Annotated in this window: 14 protein-coding genes and 1 pseudogene; 7 read left to right on the forward strand and 8 right to left on the reverse strand. The window is 66.4% G+C overall.

Annotated features, from left to right (window positions below):
• The 6 genes from QM712_RS34675 to QM712_RS34700 form a co-directional block, all read left to right on the forward strand.
• Positions 1 to 647 (forward strand): cbb3-type cytochrome c oxidase subunit I (locus QM712_RS34675; protein WP_415027658.1); only part of this gene is annotated, 647 nt, incomplete at its 5' end.
• Complete coding sequence (gene cyoC, locus QM712_RS34680; RefSeq protein WP_415027659.1) at positions 648 to 1,277, forward strand: cytochrome o ubiquinol oxidase subunit III; 630 nt, start codon at positions 648 to 650, stop codon at positions 1,275 to 1,277.
• A complete protein-coding gene (gene cyoD, locus QM712_RS34685) occupies positions 1,274 to 1,651 on the forward strand; it encodes a cytochrome o ubiquinol oxidase subunit IV (RefSeq protein WP_415027660.1) in 378 nt (125 codons plus the stop codon). The genes cyoC and cyoD overlap by 4 nt, the downstream gene beginning before the upstream one ends.
• Complete coding sequence (locus tag QM712_RS34690) at positions 1,648 to 2,499, forward strand: SURF1 family protein (RefSeq protein WP_415027661.1); 852 nt, start codon at positions 1,648 to 1,650, stop codon at positions 2,497 to 2,499. Before cyoD ends, QM712_RS34690 begins: the two co-directional genes overlap by 4 nt.
• A complete protein-coding gene (locus tag QM712_RS34695) occupies positions 2,471 to 3,862 on the forward strand; it encodes an ATP-binding protein (protein ID WP_415027662.1) in 1,392 nt (463 codons plus the stop codon). Before QM712_RS34690 ends, QM712_RS34695 begins: the two co-directional genes overlap by 29 nt.
• Positions 3,852 to 4,385, forward strand: a complete 534-nt coding sequence (locus QM712_RS34700) for a response regulator transcription factor (protein WP_415027663.1) — start codon at positions 3,852 to 3,854, stop codon at positions 4,383 to 4,385. Before QM712_RS34695 ends, QM712_RS34700 begins: the two co-directional genes overlap by 11 nt.
• Before the next feature lie 181 nt (positions 4,386 to 4,566).
• Here QM712_RS34700 and QM712_RS34705 read toward each other — a convergent pair whose 3' ends face one another.
• From QM712_RS34705 to QM712_RS34720, 4 genes are all read right to left on the reverse strand, one after another.
• Entirely contained in the window at positions 4,567 to 5,685 is a 1,119-nt protein-coding gene (locus tag QM712_RS34705; RefSeq protein ID WP_415027664.1) for a 5-methyltetrahydropteroyltriglutamate--homocysteine S-methyltransferase, read from the reverse strand.
• Between the two features lie 31 nt (positions 5,686 to 5,716).
• Positions 5,717 to 6,880: an ABC transporter substrate-binding protein gene (locus tag QM712_RS34710; RefSeq protein ID WP_415027665.1), complete on the reverse strand. Its 1,164-nt coding sequence runs from the start codon at positions 6,878 to 6,880 to the stop codon at positions 5,717 to 5,719.
• A gap of 61 nt (positions 6,881 to 6,941) precedes the next feature.
• Positions 6,942 to 8,048 (reverse strand): Rieske 2Fe-2S domain-containing protein, encoded by a 1,107-nt coding sequence (locus QM712_RS34715; RefSeq protein WP_415027666.1) that lies wholly within the window; start codon positions 8,046 to 8,048, stop codon positions 6,942 to 6,944.
• 25 nt (positions 8,049 to 8,073) lie between these two features.
• Positions 8,074 to 9,042 carry a PDR/VanB family oxidoreductase gene (locus QM712_RS34720; protein ID WP_415027667.1) on the reverse strand — a complete coding sequence of 323 codons (969 nt, stop codon included), beginning with the start codon at positions 9,040 to 9,042 and terminating at the stop codon, positions 8,074 to 8,076.
• 157 nt (positions 9,043 to 9,199) lie between these two features.
• Between QM712_RS34720 and QM712_RS34725 the strand changes: the two genes are divergently transcribed.
• Positions 9,200 to 10,411: a LysR family transcriptional regulator gene (locus QM712_RS34725; protein WP_415027668.1), complete on the forward strand. Its 1,212-nt coding sequence runs from the start codon at positions 9,200 to 9,202 to the stop codon at positions 10,409 to 10,411.
• A gap of 110 nt (positions 10,412 to 10,521) precedes the next feature.
• On the opposite strand, the gene QM712_RS34730 is transcribed toward QM712_RS34725, so the two are convergent.
• The 4 genes and pseudogenes from QM712_RS34730 to QM712_RS34745 all read right to left on the reverse strand — a co-directional run bounded on the left by QM712_RS34730 (position 10,522) and on the right by QM712_RS34745 (position 15,861).
• Positions 10,522 to 11,319: a CarD family transcriptional regulator gene (locus tag QM712_RS34730; protein WP_415027669.1), complete on the reverse strand. Its 798-nt coding sequence runs from the start codon at positions 11,317 to 11,319 to the stop codon at positions 10,522 to 10,524.
• A gap of 344 nt (positions 11,320 to 11,663) precedes the next feature.
• Complete coding sequence (gene fdxA / locus QM712_RS34735) at positions 11,664 to 12,002, reverse strand: ferredoxin FdxA (RefSeq protein WP_415027670.1); 339 nt, start codon at positions 12,000 to 12,002, stop codon at positions 11,664 to 11,666.
• 132 nt (positions 12,003 to 12,134) lie between these two features.
• Positions 12,135 to 12,416: pseudogene (locus QM712_RS34740) on the reverse strand (RNA-binding S4 domain-containing protein); the annotation flags it as partial.
• Between the two features lie 10 nt (positions 12,417 to 12,426).
• The gene (locus QM712_RS34745) at positions 12,427 to 15,861 is read right to left on the reverse strand and encodes a helicase-related protein (RefSeq protein ID WP_415027671.1); all 3,435 of its coding nucleotides are present in this window, start codon (positions 15,859 to 15,861) and stop codon (positions 12,427 to 12,429) included.
• Positions 15,862 to 15,984: the final 123 nt, after the last annotated feature.

Raw genomic sequence — 15,984 nt, forward strand, 5'->3', positions numbered from 1 at the left:
CGTTCGGCTTCAAGCTCGATCCGTTCTGGGGCAAGATGTCGTTCTGGTTCTGGGTCACCGGCTTCTACCTCGCCTTCATGCCGCTCTACGTGCTCGGCCTGATGGGCGTGACCCGCCGCCTGCGCGTATTCGACGATCCATCCCTGCAGATCTGGTTCGTCATCGCGGCGATCGGCGCGGTCCTGGTCTTCCTCGGCATCCTCTCCATGCTGATGCAGTTCGCGGTCTCGTTCCTGAAGCGCGAGCAGCTCAAGGACGTCACCGGCGATCCCTGGGACGCCCGCACGCTGGAATGGGCGACCTCTTCGCCCCCGCCGGACTACAACTTCGCCTTCACGCCCGTCGTCCATGACAACGACGCGTGGTGGGACATGAAGAAGCGCGGCTACCAGCGTCCGCTCACCGGGTTCAAGCCGATCCACATGCCGAGCAGCACCGGCACCGGCATCATCCTCGCCGGCCTCGCCACCGCGATGGGCTTCGGTCTGATCTGGTACATCTGGTGGCTGGCCGCCGTGAGCTTCATCGCGATGCTCGTCGTCGGGATCGGCCATACCTTCAACTATCACCGCGACTTCGACATTCCGGCCGACGACGTCATCCGGACCGAGGACGCGCGCACCAAACTGCTCGCCGGAGCCAAGTAAATGACTGTCGCTGTCAATCCCGCACAATCCGGCGAGCCGGTCTTCTATCTCGCCGACGAGCACCCGCATCCGGAAGGCTACAGCACCTCGCTCGGCTTCTGGATCTACCTGATGAGCGACTGCCTCATCTTCGCGATGCTGTTCGCCGCCTTCGGCGTGCTCGGCGGCAATTACGCCGCCGGTCCCGCGCCGAAGGACCTGTTCGACCTCGACCTGGTCGCGGTGAACACCTCGATGCTTCTGCTGTCGTCGATCACCTACGGCTTCGCCATGCTGACGATGCAGCAGAACAAGATCGGCCAGACCCAGATGTGGCTGGCGATCACCGGCCTGTTCGGCGCCGCCTTCATCGGCATCGAGCTGACCGAGTTCGCCCACATGATCCACGAGGGCGCGACGCCGCAGCGCAGCGCCTTCCTGTCCGCCTTCTTCACGCTGGTCGGCACCCACGGCCTGCACGTCACCTGCGGCCTGATCTGGCTGGTGACGCTGATGGTGCAGGTCTGGAGGTTCGGACTGATCGAGGCCAACCGCCGCCGCCTGATGTGCCTGTCGATGTTCTGGCACTTCCTCGACGTGGTCTGGATCGGCGTCTTCACCTTCGTCTATCTCCTGGGAGTTCTGCGATGAGCACCGATACCCACGCCGCCCACGCGGACCACCATCACGACGACGGGCACGCCCACGGCACGTTCTCGACCTACATGCTCGGCTTCGTGCTGTCGGTCGTGCTCACCGCGATTCCGTTCTGGCTGGTGATGAGCGGCACGCTTCCGAGCAAGCAGATCACCGCGCTCGTCATCATGGCGTTCGCGGTCGTGCAGATCGTCGTGCACATGATCTACTTCCTGCACATGAACACCAAGTCCGAGAACGGCTGGAGCATGATGGCGCTGATCTTCACCATCGTCATGGTCGTGATCGCGCTGTCGGGCTCGCTGTGGGTCATGCATCATCTCAACACCAACATGATGCCGATCCACGAGATGAGCGGGATGAAGTGAGCGAGACCGGGACCGTGACGCAGCAGGCAGGCGGGACGCACGGCGCGGCCGTGCGGTCCCCGCCGGTGTGGCTCACGGTCCTCTCGCTCGCGGCCATCGCGCTTCTGATCGCGCTGGGCGTCTGGCAGATCGAGCGCCGCGCCTGGAAGCTGGCGCTGATCGACCGCGTCGAGCAGCGCATCCACGCCCCGGCGCAGCCCGTCCCCGCGCCCGCGGCGTGGCCCGCCGTCAGCGCCGCGAACGACGAATACAGGCACGTCAGCGTCGCCGGACGCTTCCAGCATGACCGCGAGACGCTGGTTCAGGCCGTCACCGAGGAAGGCCCCGGCTATTGGGTGCTGACGCCGCTCCGGCGCGACGACGGCAAGACGGTCCTGGTCAATCGCGGTTTCGTGCCGTCCGAGCGGCGCGACGCATCGACGCGCCAGGCCGGCAATCCGGACGGCGAGATCGAGATCACCGGCCTGATGCGCATGACGGAGCCGAAGGGCGCCTTCCTCAGGAACAACGTTCCCCAGCACAACCGCTGGTATTCGCGGGACGTCGCTGCGATCGCGGCAGCGCGCAACCTGCGCGACGTCGCACCCTTCTTCGTCGATGCCGACGCCGGATCACAATCCGGCGGCGGCCCCATCGGCGGATTGACCGTGGTGCGCTTTCCCAATAACCACCTGATCTACGCGCTGACGTGGTTTGCCCTGGCTTTCATGCTGGCCGGTAAACTTTTCGTCACATTCGGCGGCGGGCTGTTCCGCCGCAGGCGCATCATCCACGAACCGGCTGGCGGCCCGGATGCCGCCGTCCGCAGGACGGGATCAGATGCTGGAACGATCGTCGAGCCGACCTGACGATGTGAAGACGCTTCGCCAAGGCGAGCCAGCCGTCGCGCTGTCGCCGCCGGCGGATGTGCGCGGCGAACTGGCCGGTGCGGCGCCGACGGACGACGAGACCAACCGCAAGAACATGGCGCTGCTGATCCAGCTGCGCTGGACCGCGGTGATCGGCCAGATCGTCACCATCGGGGGCGTGCATTTCGGGCTAGGCATCCCCTTGCCGCTGACCCGCATGGGTGCGGTGATCGGCGCGCTCGTCCTGCTCAACGTCTCCAGCCTCGTCTGGGTGCGTCACCGCGCCGCGATCACCAACAACGAGCTCCTGGTCGCGCTGATGCTCGATGTCGCCGCGCTGACCGCGCAGCTCTATCTCAGCGGCGGCGCCACCAATCCCTTCACCTCGCTGTTCCTGCTCCAGGTGACGCTGGGCGCGGTGCTGCTCGACGCCCGCTCGACCTGGTCGCTGGTCGCGCTGACCTGCGCCAGCTTCATCTGGCTGACGATCGCCTATCGGCCGCTCGACCTGCCGCCGAACCCGCTGAGCGAGACCTATACGCTCAACGTGACCGGCATGCTGCTCGGCTTCATCCTCAACGCCGTGCTGCTGGTGGTGTTCGTGACCCGCATCAACAGGAACCTGCGCGAGCGCGACGCGCATCTTGCGGCGCTGCGCCAGCACGCGGCCGAACAGGATCACATCGTCCGCATGGGCCTGCTCGCCTCGGGCGCGGCGCACGAGCTCGGAACGCCGCTCGCCTCGCTCTCGGTGATCCTGAGCGACTGGCGCCGCATGCCGGATCTCGCCGCGGACCGCGAACTCGCCGAGGACCTCGCCGAGATGGAAACGTCGCTGCAGCGATGCAAGACCATCGTGACCGGCATCCTGGTCTCGGCGGGAGAAGCGCGCGGCGAAGGCTCGTCGCCGACGACGGTGACGGCGTTCCTGACCGCGCTGGTCGAGGAATGGCGCAACGCGCGCTCGGCGCGGACGCTCTATTTCGTCAACACCTTCGGCGAGGACATCGCCATCGTCTCCGACGTCGCGCTGAAGCAGGTGATCTTCAACGTGCTCGACAATGCCTATGAGGTGTCGCGCGACTGGGTCGAGCTTCTGGCCGAGCGCGAGGACGGCAATCTCGTCCTCTCGATCAGCGACCGCGGCCCCGGCTTCGCGCCGGAGATGCTGGCGCAGCTCGGAAAGCCCTATCAGTCGAGCAAGGGGCGCGCCGGAGGCGGACTCGGCCTGTTTCTGGTGATGAACGTCGTCCGCAAGCTCGGCGGCGGTGTCACCGCCGAGAACCACAGGAAGCGCGGCGCCACCGTCCGCATCACCCTGCCGCTCTCCACGCTCGCGATTGGAGGCGACTTTGACGCCTGACCGTTCGCTCATCGTCGTCGAGGACGACGCCGGCTTTGCCCGCACGCTGAAGCGCTCGTTCGAGCGCCGCGGCTACGAGGTCGTGCTCGCCGCCTCCATCGAGGAGGTGCGCAAGGTGCTGGAGGAGCGCTCGTTCGGCCATGCCGTGGTCGACCTCAAGCTCGGCGGCGCCTCGGGGCTGGCCTGCGTCGAACTGCTGCACACGCACGATCCGGAAATGCTGATCGTGGTGCTCACCGGTTTCGCCAGCATCTCGACCGCCGTCGAGGCGATCAAGCTCGGCGCCTGTCACTATCTCGCGAAACCGTCCAACACCGACGACATCGAGGCAGCCTTCCACAAGGCCGACGGCAACGCCGAAGTCGCGCTCGATGCGCGGCCGACCTCGATCAAGACGCTGGAATGGGAGCGCATCCACCAGACGCTGATCGAGACCGATTTCAACATCTCGGAGGCCGCGCGACGGCTGGGGATGCATCGGCGCACGCTGGCGAGAAAGCTCGAGAAACGCCCGGTGAAGTGAGGCCGGGCGAAAGCTTTTCCGGGAGCGGGCAGACCATCCGAGTTCGGCAAAGACGTTTGGCTAGGATTGCATCAGCGTCGTCTCGGACGAGCAGCCGGGACCTACCAAGCCTGGAGAAGCCACACTCCCATGTCGTCCCGGCCTGTTCGCGGCAGGCCGACCTAAAGTTCTTACAGCATGCTTACGATGCGCCCCAATAGTCCCGTGCGGTCTGCACCACCAGGGCGAGCTTGGCGCGCTGGTCGGCTTCCGTGATCAGATTGCCTTCGACGACGCTGGCGAAGCCGCATTGCGGGCTGAGCGCGAGCGACGACGGATCGATCAGCCTGGCGGCCTCGTCGAGGCGCCGCTTCAGGTCGTCCTTGTCCTCGAGCTGCGCATGCTTGGTCGTCACGAGCCCCAGCACCACCTGCTTGCCTTTCGGCATGAACCGCAGCGGCGCGAACGATCCGCTCCGTTCGTCGTCATATTCGAGCAGGAAGCGGTCGACATTGAGCAGCGCGAAGCAGGTGTCGGCGAGCCCCTCATACGTTCCCTGCGCCAGCCAGGTGCTGCGCGCATTACCCCGGCAAATGTGGATGCCGATCGTCGTCGCCGGAGATCGCTCCGAGATGCAGTCGTTGATGAGACGGATGTAGCGCTTCAGCCGCGCGTCGGGATCGTCGCCGTCGGCGACGACCTCGGCCCGCAGATTGGGATCGAGGAAGTAGCTGAGCAGGGGATCGTCGATCTGGATGTAGCGGCAGCCGGCAGCCTCCAGCGCGGCGATCTCGCGGCGGTAGACGGCCGCGACATCGGCGAAGAAGGCCTCGATGTCGGGATAGACCTCTTTCGAGACCGACTTGCGGCCGCCGTGGAAATGCAGTCGGGTCGGCGACGGCACCGCGATCTTGGCGACGGACTTCGCATGCGTCTGCACGAAGCGGAAATCGTCGAGCAGGATCGGACTCGCCGCATCCACCCGCCCGACGACCCGAACCGATTTCGGCACGTATCGCGGCGCTTCATTGGTGGCGAACGCCGCGCCGCCGCCCGCGACGATCTCCACGCCTGCGAGCCGGCGCACGAAATCGATCCACCAGTTTTCGCGCCGGAACTCCCCGTCGGTGACGACGGGAAGCCCGAGCTCTTCCTGGTAGGCGATAACGTCGGCGATCGCGCGATCCTCAGCCGCGTGCAGCGCGGCCGCATCGATCTCGCCGAGCTCGAAGCGGCGGCGCGCCGCGTGGAGAGAATCCGGGCGCAGCAGGCTGCCGACCGTGTCGGCCCGGATCGGCGTCGGCGAGGGAGCGTTGGTCATGGTGCCTCGGTCGTTGGACGTTGTCCGGCGCTCAATGCGCCGGATCCTTGACGTTCGGGAAGGTCTCGAACTCCATGTTGTAGAGTTCGCCGTCGTGGCGTTCGACCTTCCGCATGTAGATGTTCTGGACGATGTCGCGCGTCGCAGGATCGATCGAGATCGGCCCGCGCGGGCTGTTCCAGCTCTGGCCCTTCATCGCGGCGATGAGCGCATCACCGTTGGTGTCGCCCTTGGTGGCTTCGATCGCGCGATAGATCAGCTCGAGGGCATCCCATGCGCTGACCGCGACGATGTTCGGCCGCATGTCCGGGTTGGCCGCCTTGAACTTGGCGACGAAATCCTTGTTCTCGGGAGAGTCATGACTCGCCGAGTAGGGACCGCCGGTGATGGCACCGAGCGCCGCGTCGCCCATGTTGTTGAGGAGATCGTCGTCGGTCAGATCGGACATCGCGACGAGCTTCATTCCGGCCTTGTCGAGACCGCGTTCGACGAACTGCTTCATGAAGTTGCCGCCGGCGCCGGTCGGAACGAAGACGAAGAGCGCATCGGGCTTCGCATCGGCGGCGCGCTGCAGGAACGGGGCGAAGTCGGGATTGGCGAGAGGAACCTTCAGCTTCTCGATCACGCGGCCGCCGTGAGCCTCGACGGTCTTCGCGAACCATTCCTCGGCGTCCAGCCCCGGGCCGTATTCGGACACGATGCTGACGAAGGTCTTCGGACCGGATTTCGGCGCCCACTGGCCGATGACGCTGGCGATCTGCGGAATCGATTGCGAGGTCCGCACGATATAGGGCGACTTGTCGACGATCGACGACGTCGCGGCGACCATGATCACCTGCGGAACCTTGGCCTTGGCGGCGAACGCGGCGGCCGACAGCGCGGCAGGCGTGTTGCCGAAGCCGGTGAGGATCGAGACACGGTCCTGCGCGAGCAGTTCCTGAGCAAAGCGGTTGGCGTTTTCCGGCGCACCGCGATCATCCCGGAGGATGAACTCGATCTTGCGGCCGGCGACAGTGTCACCCTTTTCCTTCGTGTAGGTCTTGATGGCGGCCTCGATCTGCTTGCCGTTCGACTGGAACGGGCCGGTCATCGGGATGATGACGCCGATCTTGATCGGATCGGCGGCATGCGCCGCCGCGACCGCTCCCAGAGCCGCCACCGCGGCAATGCCCCAGGTCTTCAATTGCTTCCTCACTCGTTCCTCCCTTGCAGTGTTGTTCTTGGTCAACAGAACTCTCAGCGTCGATCCGCTGCGCTCAACGCGTTTCCTTCGCCGCCAGGCGATACATGATGCGACGCGCCATCAGGCCGGGCTTGTCCGGCGCGAAGCTCAGGTCGAATTGGGCCTCGCCGTCGGTGCGCACGACCTCGTTGATCCATTCGAGCGCTTCGACATCCTCGTGATAGGCCTGCGAATGCGCCTCGAACATGAACCTGTTGATCTCGGCATCGCCGGGACGATAGTCGCGCGAGTTGAACCACCAGTAATGAATGGAATTGTTGGTCTCCGGCGTGAAGACATGAGTGATGTTGTAACGATAGAGCGATGGCTGCCCCGGATCGGGCGCACCATCGCGCACGCTGGCGAAGGCGGTATGCAGCGCCGGCGAGACAAAGCGCGCCTCGGAGGCACGGTCAACCCGCTTGTGCATGATGTTCGCCGGCTTGCCGTAGACGCCGGGCGGCGGCGCATCCTTCAGCTCCCGCCGGATCACGACCTGGTTGTTCTCCGTGGAGACGCTGAGCTTCGAGCGCGCGTATTCCGGCGTGCCGACCGTACCCGGATGCAGAAACGGAAAATGCGTCTGGTCGATGAGGTTCTCGTGCATGGCCACATAGTCGGACTTGATGTGGAAGCTGCCGGTCACCGTTCCCCACGCAGGATCGCTGAGCCACGACGTGTCGGGGATCAGGGCCTCGTCGGCGAGATCCGGCGCGCCCATCCAGATCCAGGTGAGCGGCCCGCGATCCACGATCGGATAGGTCTGGACGGTGGCGGTCGCCGGCGCCTGGGTGAGCGCGGGCATGTGCGCGCAGACACCGTCGGGGCCGAACTCCATGCCATGATAGCCGCAGACCAGGCGGTCGCCGACCAGCCTGCCCCGGGCGAGCGGGAAGGATCGGTGCGGACAGCGATTGCGCATCGCGACGGGTGCGCCGGCCTCGGTCCGGAACAGCGCCACGTCGATGCCGAGCAGCTTGCGCGCCAGCGGCGTGCGGCCGATCTCGCCGGCGCGCGCGCAAGCGTACCAGCAATTGCGGATCAGCGGCGTGGCGTGGTTGGCGAAATCGCCGGGCTCCCTCGGCTCCATCGCGGCGAAGACGGCTTCGTCCGAGGGACGGAACAGGTCGATCATATCCATCGGCTTTCAACCTTTCCTTTCGCGGCTAGACGTTGAGCGCGAGCGTGTGGCCCGTGATCCGAGAGCAGCAGATCGCGATCTGCCTGCCGGCGCGATGCTCTTCGTCGCTGAAATAATGGTCGCGGTGATCCAGTTCGCCGTCGCAGCCCGCGACGTCGGTGATGCAGAGACCACACTCGCCGCGGCGACAGCTCGACAACGTATCGACGCCGGCAAGCTCGAGCGCATCGAGGATGGTGGTCCCTGCCCCGACCTTGACGCTGCGGCCGGTCGGCAGGCGCACCTCGAAGTCTTCGTCGTCGGGCCTGTGGGCCGCGTTGAACACTTCGAAGCGAACGCGCGTCCCAGGCCAGCCGAGCACGGACGCCGCCTCGCGCAGAGCCTCGATCATCGCTGCGGGGCCACAGACATAGACCACGGTTTCGGCGGGCTGCGCGGACAGCACGCTGACGAGGTCGGGAATGCCGTCGCGGCGACTCTCGTGGATCGTCAGGCGATCGCCGCAGAGATCTTCGAGCTCGGCTGCATAGGCCATCGCGGAACGTTCCTGCCCCGCATAGACCATCGAGAAGTTCACGTTCCGCATCCGCAGCGAGCGCGCCATCGCGACCATGGGCGTGACGCCGATGCCGCCGGCGACCAGCAGCACATTGGCCTGATGCCGCGACAGCCGAAAGGCATTGATCGGGCGCGAGACGGTCAGCGGCGTACCGGGCCGAAAATTGTCGTGAATGAACGCCGAGCCGCGCGCCCGCTCTTCCCGCTGCACCGCGATGCGCCAGAACGGCTCGGAATCATCGCGGAGCGTGAGGGGACCGACGACGGAGTAGTGCCGGACGAAACGATGCGCCGCGCCGAAATGCAGCTCGATATGGCTGCCGGATTCGGCCATCGGCAGCGGACGTCCATCCGCGCACCCGATCTGCAACTCGACGATGCGTTCGGTCAAGGCGCGTCGCGCAAGCACGATGGCATCGAGCCACTTGCCGGACATGGGACCTCCCGAGCGGCGCCGATGCGTCGGCGTCGCGGTGATTATCGTCTTTAGCTAGCAGGAGCGGGCGCGCCGCAATTATGCAGCTTTTGAAATAGACCTTGCAAAAAGTGAATATGATGCCAATTTGCCGCCGTTCCGGCCGGCCGTCACGCCCATGAAAAGAACACCCATCCTCACGATCAGACAGGTGCGCGTCATCAGCGCCGTCGCGACCGGCGCGAGCCTCGCGCGCGCCAGCGTGCAGCTCAACGCCAGCCAGAGCAGCCTCTCGCGCGCGATCGCCGAGGTCGAGGCCAGGCTGCGCCAGCGGCTGTTCGCGCGCGGCTGGACCGGGATGGAGCCGACATCGCAGGGCGAGATCGTCATCGCGCGCTGCCGCCACATGATGTCGAGCATCGGCGCGGCGCAGGCCGCGCTCAAGGCTGCCGGCGCGCGCATCGCCGATCTCGGACATCACCTGGCCTGGGAGCTGCTGAGCGCGGTCAGCGCGGTGCGGACGACGGGCAGCGTATCGGCCGCCGCGGAATATCTCGAACGATCACAGCCGGACATCAGCCGCGCGCTCGCCAAGATCGCCGCGGCGACCGGCCGGCCGCCGTTCGAGCGCACGCGCTCCGGCATGAAGCCGACCGGCGACGCCGTCATCCTCGCCGATCTGCACACCAGGCTGCTGATGGACGTGATGACGCTTCCGGAGCAGCTCGAAGCGCTCTCCGGCATGGTGACCGGACGCGTCGCCGTCGGCCTGTTGCCGTTCTCGGAGCAGGACATCGTCGTGAAGGCCTTTGGCGAGATGCTGAGCCGTCATCGCCACGTCCGGCTCCAGGCCGTCACCGGCAGCTACGCCGCCCTGATCGACGGATTGCGCCAGGGCGAACTGGACCTCGTCATCGGCCCGCTGCGCAGTCCGCCGCCTTACGACATTCTCGAGGAGCGGCGCCTCTACGACGAGTTCTTCACCATCGTCGCGCGCGCGGACCATCGTCTGGCGAAAGGCCGGCGCAAGCTGAAGGAGCTTGTCGACGAGAACTGGGTCGTCGCGCCGCACGGCACGCCGACGCGCCGCTATTTCGAGGAGCTCCTGATCGCGCAGGGCCTGGTGCCGCCGCCGCAGACCTGCGAGATCGTCACCTTCACGCTCGCCGAGCAGATGGTGATGAACAGCGACGTCATCGCCCTGCTGACGTATTCACGCGGCAGACTGAAGACCATTCCGAAGGGACTGAAAGTGCTCCGGGTCGAGCTTCCCGCCAACACGCGCGCGATCGGCCTGACTTACCGCAGGGATCAGCCGCTGACCGCCGCGCAGCAGACCTTCCTCGACATCCTCGGCCGGAGCACGACGAAGCTTGCCCGCGCCAGGTGACGCTGCGGAATGAACAGGCAGGTGCCGGCCGGCTCGGTGCACGGGTCCATCAAACAAAAAGCCCGGCCGAACGGCCGGGCTTTTCGAGTTCATGCGCGAGGCGAGGTTGCTTACGCGGCCTCGTCGGCGACGGTGGTGTCGTCGCCATCGGTATCGTCGGCATCGCCCTCGGTGTCCGCATCGGCATCGCCCTCGGCGGCTTCAGCCTTGGCGTTGGCGCGGCGCGGGCTCTTGGCGAGCTGGGCCTCGATCTCCTTGATCGCTTCGGTCTCGGTCGAGTGCTGCACCACCGCGATCTCGCGGGAGAGGCGGTCGAGCGCCGCTTCATAGAGCTGGCGTTCGCTGTACGACTGCTCGGGCTGAGACTCGGAGCGGTAGAGGTCGCGCACGACTTCCGCGATCGCGACGATATCGCCCGAATTGATCTTCGCTTCGTATTCCTGCGCGCGGCGCGACCACATGGTGCGCTTGACGCGGGCGCGGCCCTTGAGCGTCTCCAGCGCCTTCTTCACCAGAGCGGGCTCGGACAGTTTGCGCATGCCGACATTGGCGACCTTCGCCGTCGGAACGCGCAACGTCATCTTGTCCTTGATGAAGTTGATGACGAACAGCTCGAGCTTCGCACCGGCGATCTCCTGCTCCTCGATGGCCAGGATCTGGCCGACGCCGTGAGCGGGATAGACGACGAATTCGTTGGCCTTGAAGCCCTGACGCTGGGTCACGACCTTCTTTTCCTCGACCTTCGGCGGAGCAGCGGGCTTGACGACCGGCTTGGCGGCGACAGGGGCCTTGGCAGGAGCAGCAGCAACGGACGCCTTCGGAGCAGCGGGCTTGGCAGCGGGAGCCTTGGCAACAGCAGGCTTGGAAACGGTCGCTTTCGCGGCCGGCTTGGCAGTCTTGTTAGGCATTGCGCTTCTTTTGTTCTTCGAGGACTTTGCAGCCGGCGCCTTAGTCGCGGTCCGACCCTTGGATGCGCTACGGCTGGCCGCGGCGACTTTTTTGGCCTCCTTATGGGAAGCCCTCGCTGAAGTACTCTTTTTACGCGTTTTCTGTGACACAGCCTGCGCGCGGAAACTGCCACGCCCCTGTTCGACATTTGGTTTCACGGGAACCCAGAGGGGCCAAACGGGGCTACGGGGTTCGGCTTAATGTGCCCAATATAGCACATTTCCCGCAAAAATCAATGATTTAGGGGTCTTGAGGCCTGGTTTTCAGCGCTGACGAAGGTATTAGGGTTAAGTTTGGGCGGGAATTAGTCTCCCGAGCCGGCATTCGGAGAAAAATATTTCTCGAACTTGCCGTCCATTCCGTCGAATTCCTTCGCGTCGGCGGGTGAGTCTTTCTTCTGGGTGATGTTCGGCCAGCTCTTGGCGTAGTCGGCGTTGACCTGCAGCCACTTCTCCAGCCCCGGTTCCGTGTCCGGCTTGATGGCGTCGGCGGGGCATTCCGGCTCGCACACGCCACAGTCGATGCACTCGTCCGGGTGGATGACGAGCATGTTGTCGCCCTCGTAGAAACAGTCGACCGGGCAGACCTCGACGCAGTCGGTGTACTTGCACTTGATGCAGTTTTCAGTGACGACGTAAGTCATCCAACGCTCCGAAAAGCTCTTTCAAAAGTCGCGGCTTGCGTAGCGCGGATGGCCCGGCGCCGCAAGGTCGTGAACGGCCGATCATGACGGCTTTGTGTTTTTGATCGACCAAGAAATGAATTCAATGCGCAATTAATTGCGCCGAGAACTCGAATTGCCTTCGCTCAGCTCCTCGTAGAGCACGCGCGCCGAAGCAGCATCGCCGCGGCGCTCGTTGAAGGCGGTGACTTTCAGCACGCGCACGGCGCGATCGAGCGCGATGGTGAGCACGTCGCCGATCTTGATCGCATGGCCCGGCGACGTCTCGCGTACGCCGTTGACGCGGACATGGCCGGACTCGACGAGTTCGGCCGCCGACGTGCGCGCCTTCACCACCCGCGCGTGCCACAACCATTTGTCGAGGCGCTGGCGCTCGGTCGTGGGCTTACTCCTTGCGGCCGGCGAGCTGTTCCTTCAGCGCGGCGAGCTTTGCGAAGGGCGAATTCGGATCGATCGGACGATCGCGCTCGCGCGGATTGGCGCTCGAGGCGTAGGGACGCAGCGAGGGACCGCCCTGCCGGTCGCGGCCCTTGTCGCGATCACGGCCGCGATTGTCGCGACCCTTGTCGCGATCGCCGCCGAACTTGCCCTTGTTGTCGCGATTGCGATCGCGATCCTTGTCCCGGTCCTTGCCGTGGAAGCCGCGGTTCCTGTCGTCGCGGCGCTCACCGCCCTCGCCGCCTTCACGCGGCTTGCGGAAATCCTTGGCGCCGTCGCGGCGATGACCGCCGCCATGACGATGACGCTCGCCGCGCTTCTCGCCGTCGGCTGCCTGCGCCGCCTCGCCCTCGGCAGGCGCCGCACCGGCCTGCGCACCGTCCTGCTGGCGCGGCTGGTTGTGGTGACGCTGGTGGCGATGGCGCTCGTGGCGGGGCTTGCGGTCCTCGTGACGTCCGCCGGGACGCCAGACCTCGACCAGTTCGGGCTCGACAGCGGGCGCTGACGCGGCTTCGACAGGTGCTGCGGCATCGGCGGATGCGGCGGCTTCCGTCGCAGCGGTCTCGGCGGGGGCGACGTCGGCAGCAGCCTCGGCGGGCGCAGCGTCGGCGGCCTCGGCGGGCGCGGATTCGTCCTGCGCCGGCGGCGCGATGCCGGGGGCATCTTCCGGCGTGACGGGGGCTTCGGGCGAGGCCTCCAGCGCCGGCTCCTCGGGCGCGGGCTCGTCGTGTTGCTCCATGCCGAGCGCGTCCTCGACGGTGACGGCCTCAGCGGCGGGCGTTTCGGACGCAGTCGTCTCCGCGGCGGCGTCCGCGACGACTTCGGCCGCCGCTTCGGTCGCGGTCTCGGCGCTTCCCTCGGCGGCAGGCGTCTCGGCAGACGATGCTTCAGCAGCGGGGGCGACCGGCTTCGGCGGCAGCGGCGCGCGCTTCTCCATGCGATAGCCGAGCGCGCGCAGCACCGAGGCGAAATCCTCGCCGGCCGAGCCGGTGAGCGAGGTCATCGCCTGCGTCACGATGAAACCGCGGCCGTCGAATGCGCCGGCGGGCTTCTCGCCCGGCGAGTTCTCGCGCCAGGCCAGCGCCGGACGGATCAGATCGGCGAGGCGCTCCAGGATGTCGACGCGCACGGCGCGCTCACCGGCCTGCTTGTAGCCGAGCACGCGATAGGCATCGCGCGGCAGCGCCTTGTCGACCGGGAACGAGGTGCGGCCCGAGCTCGCCAGATGCTGTGCGCCCGACAGCGAGGAGAGATCGACATTGTCCTGCTTCAGCGCCCAGAGCAGCGCCGCGAGGGCGCGCGCGGCGGGCTTGAGCAGGCCGGGGAAATAGATGTGATAGGCGCCGAAGCGGACGCCGTATTTGCGCAGCGTCGCGCGCGAGGGCTGGTCGAGATCCTTCAGCTCGTTGGCGATCTTCGGCCGTTCCAGCACGCCGAGCGCCTCGACGAGCTGATAGGCGATGCCGCGGGCGATGCCGGTGACGTCCTCGGCCTTGGACAGCTCGAACATCGGCCCGAGCAGCTTTTCGATGTGCGTCTTGAGCCAGAGGTCGAGCCGGGCCTGCACCTTCTCGCGCGGCGCTCCGGTGAGCCGCTCGTCGGAGATGATGCGGATGCGCGGCTGCAGCGCCTCCTCTGCGGCAGTCAGTCGCGCCACCGCGTCGCCGGTCCAGCGGATCGTGCCTTCCGAGGTCAGCACGAACTGATCGTCGGGGGCGTTGCCCAGCTTTTCGGCACGCGCGTTGATTTCGCCCGCGAGCACGGCCTGTGCTGCGGCCTGCAAGGCTTTCGCATCGGAGCCGGCTTCCGCCGCATCCGGTGCAAAGGTGAATCCATCGAGGCGGCCGATGACGTGGCCTTCGACGATGACTTCGCCGGTCTTGCCGATTTCCGTATTCAAGCTCGTGTTCTCCCGCAGGCGGCGCATCAATACACTGGTACGACGATCAACGAAACGCTCCGTCAAGCGTTCATGGAGCGCATCTGACAATTTATTTTCGACCTCCCGCGCGATCCCCTGCCAGTGTTCGGGGTCGGCGAGCCAGTCCGGCCGGTTGGCGACGAAGGTCCAGGTGCGGATCTGCGCGATCCGGGCCGACAGCGTGTCGATGTCGCCGTCGATGCGGTCGGCCTGGTCGACCTGGGCCGCGAACCAGGCATCGGGAATGCGGCCCTTCTGCATCAGGAAGCCGTACAGCGTGGTCACGAGCTCGGCATGGGCGGCCGGCGACAGCTTCCGGTAATCCGGGACCTGGCAGGCCTCCCACAGCCGTTCCACGGCCGCCTTGCCATGCGCGATATCGCGCACCTCGGCGTCGCGGGCGGCGTGGTCGAGCACGCGCATGTCCTCGGCGATCGGCGCGCGCGTCAGCGCCTCATGGCCTGGGGCGAGGTTGAGCGAGACCTGGAGCGCGCCGAGCGAGGCGAAATCCAGCTTCGAGTTGCGCCATTGCAGCATCTTCACATTGTCGAAGGTGTGGTTCTGCAGCGCGTTGACGAGCTCGGGCTCGAACGGCGCGCAGCGCCCCGTCGTCCCGAACGTACCGTTGCGCGTGGCGCGGCCGGCGCGGCCGGCGATCTGGGCGAACTCGGCCGGCGTCAGGCGGCGGAACTGGTAGCCGTCGAACTTGCGGTCGGAGGCGAAGGCGACGTGGTCGACGTCGAGATTGAGGCCCATGCCGACGGCGTCGGTGGCGACGAGATAGTCGACGTCGCCGTTCTGGAACATCTCCACCTGCGCGTTCCGGGTGCGGGGCGAGAGCGAGCCCAGCACCACGGCGGCGCCGCCATGCTGGCGGCGGATCAGCTCGGCGATGGCGTAGACCTCGTCGGCGGAGAACGCGACGATGGCGGTGCGGCGCGGCTGGCGCGTGATCTTGCGGTCGCCGGCGAATTCGAGCTGCGACAGCCGCGGCCGCGTGATCATGGACACGCCGGGCAGCAGCCGCTCGATGATGGGGCGCATGGTCGCGGCCCCCAGCAGCAGCGTCTCGTCGCGGCCGCGGCGGTTGAGGATACGGTCGGTGAAGACGTGGCCGCGTTCGAGATCGGAGGCGATCTGGATCTCGTCGACGGCGAGGAACGACACGTCGAGATCGCGCGGCATCGCCTCGACGGTCGAGACCCAGTAGCGCGGGTTCTTCGGCTTGATCTTCTCCTCGCCCGTGATCAGCGCGACGGCCTCGCTGCCGACCCGCGCGGCGATCTTGTTGTAGACCTCGCGCGCGAGCAGCCGCAGCGGCAGCCCGATCAAGCCGGACGAATGCGCGAGCATCCGCTCGATGGCGAGATGGGTCTTGCCGGTATTGGTCGGCCCGAGCACCGCGGTGACGCCAGCGCCGGGAGCGCGCTCGGAAGCAAAGGGAGAAGACGAAAAGGCCATTCTGTATGATTAGGTAGTGGCGATTTGGGCGAATGTCAGTGCTGTTTGGGGCGTGTCGGGGGCGAGCGCCGGAGCCAGCGGCGCGACGCGCTCGCCGCGCACACCGCGATCCTGCGCCGGCGC

Source organism: Bradyrhizobium sp., from assembly GCF_047605465.1.
In the GTDB taxonomy this organism is placed as follows: Bacteria; Pseudomonadota; Alphaproteobacteria; order Rhizobiales; family Xanthobacteraceae; genus Bradyrhizobium.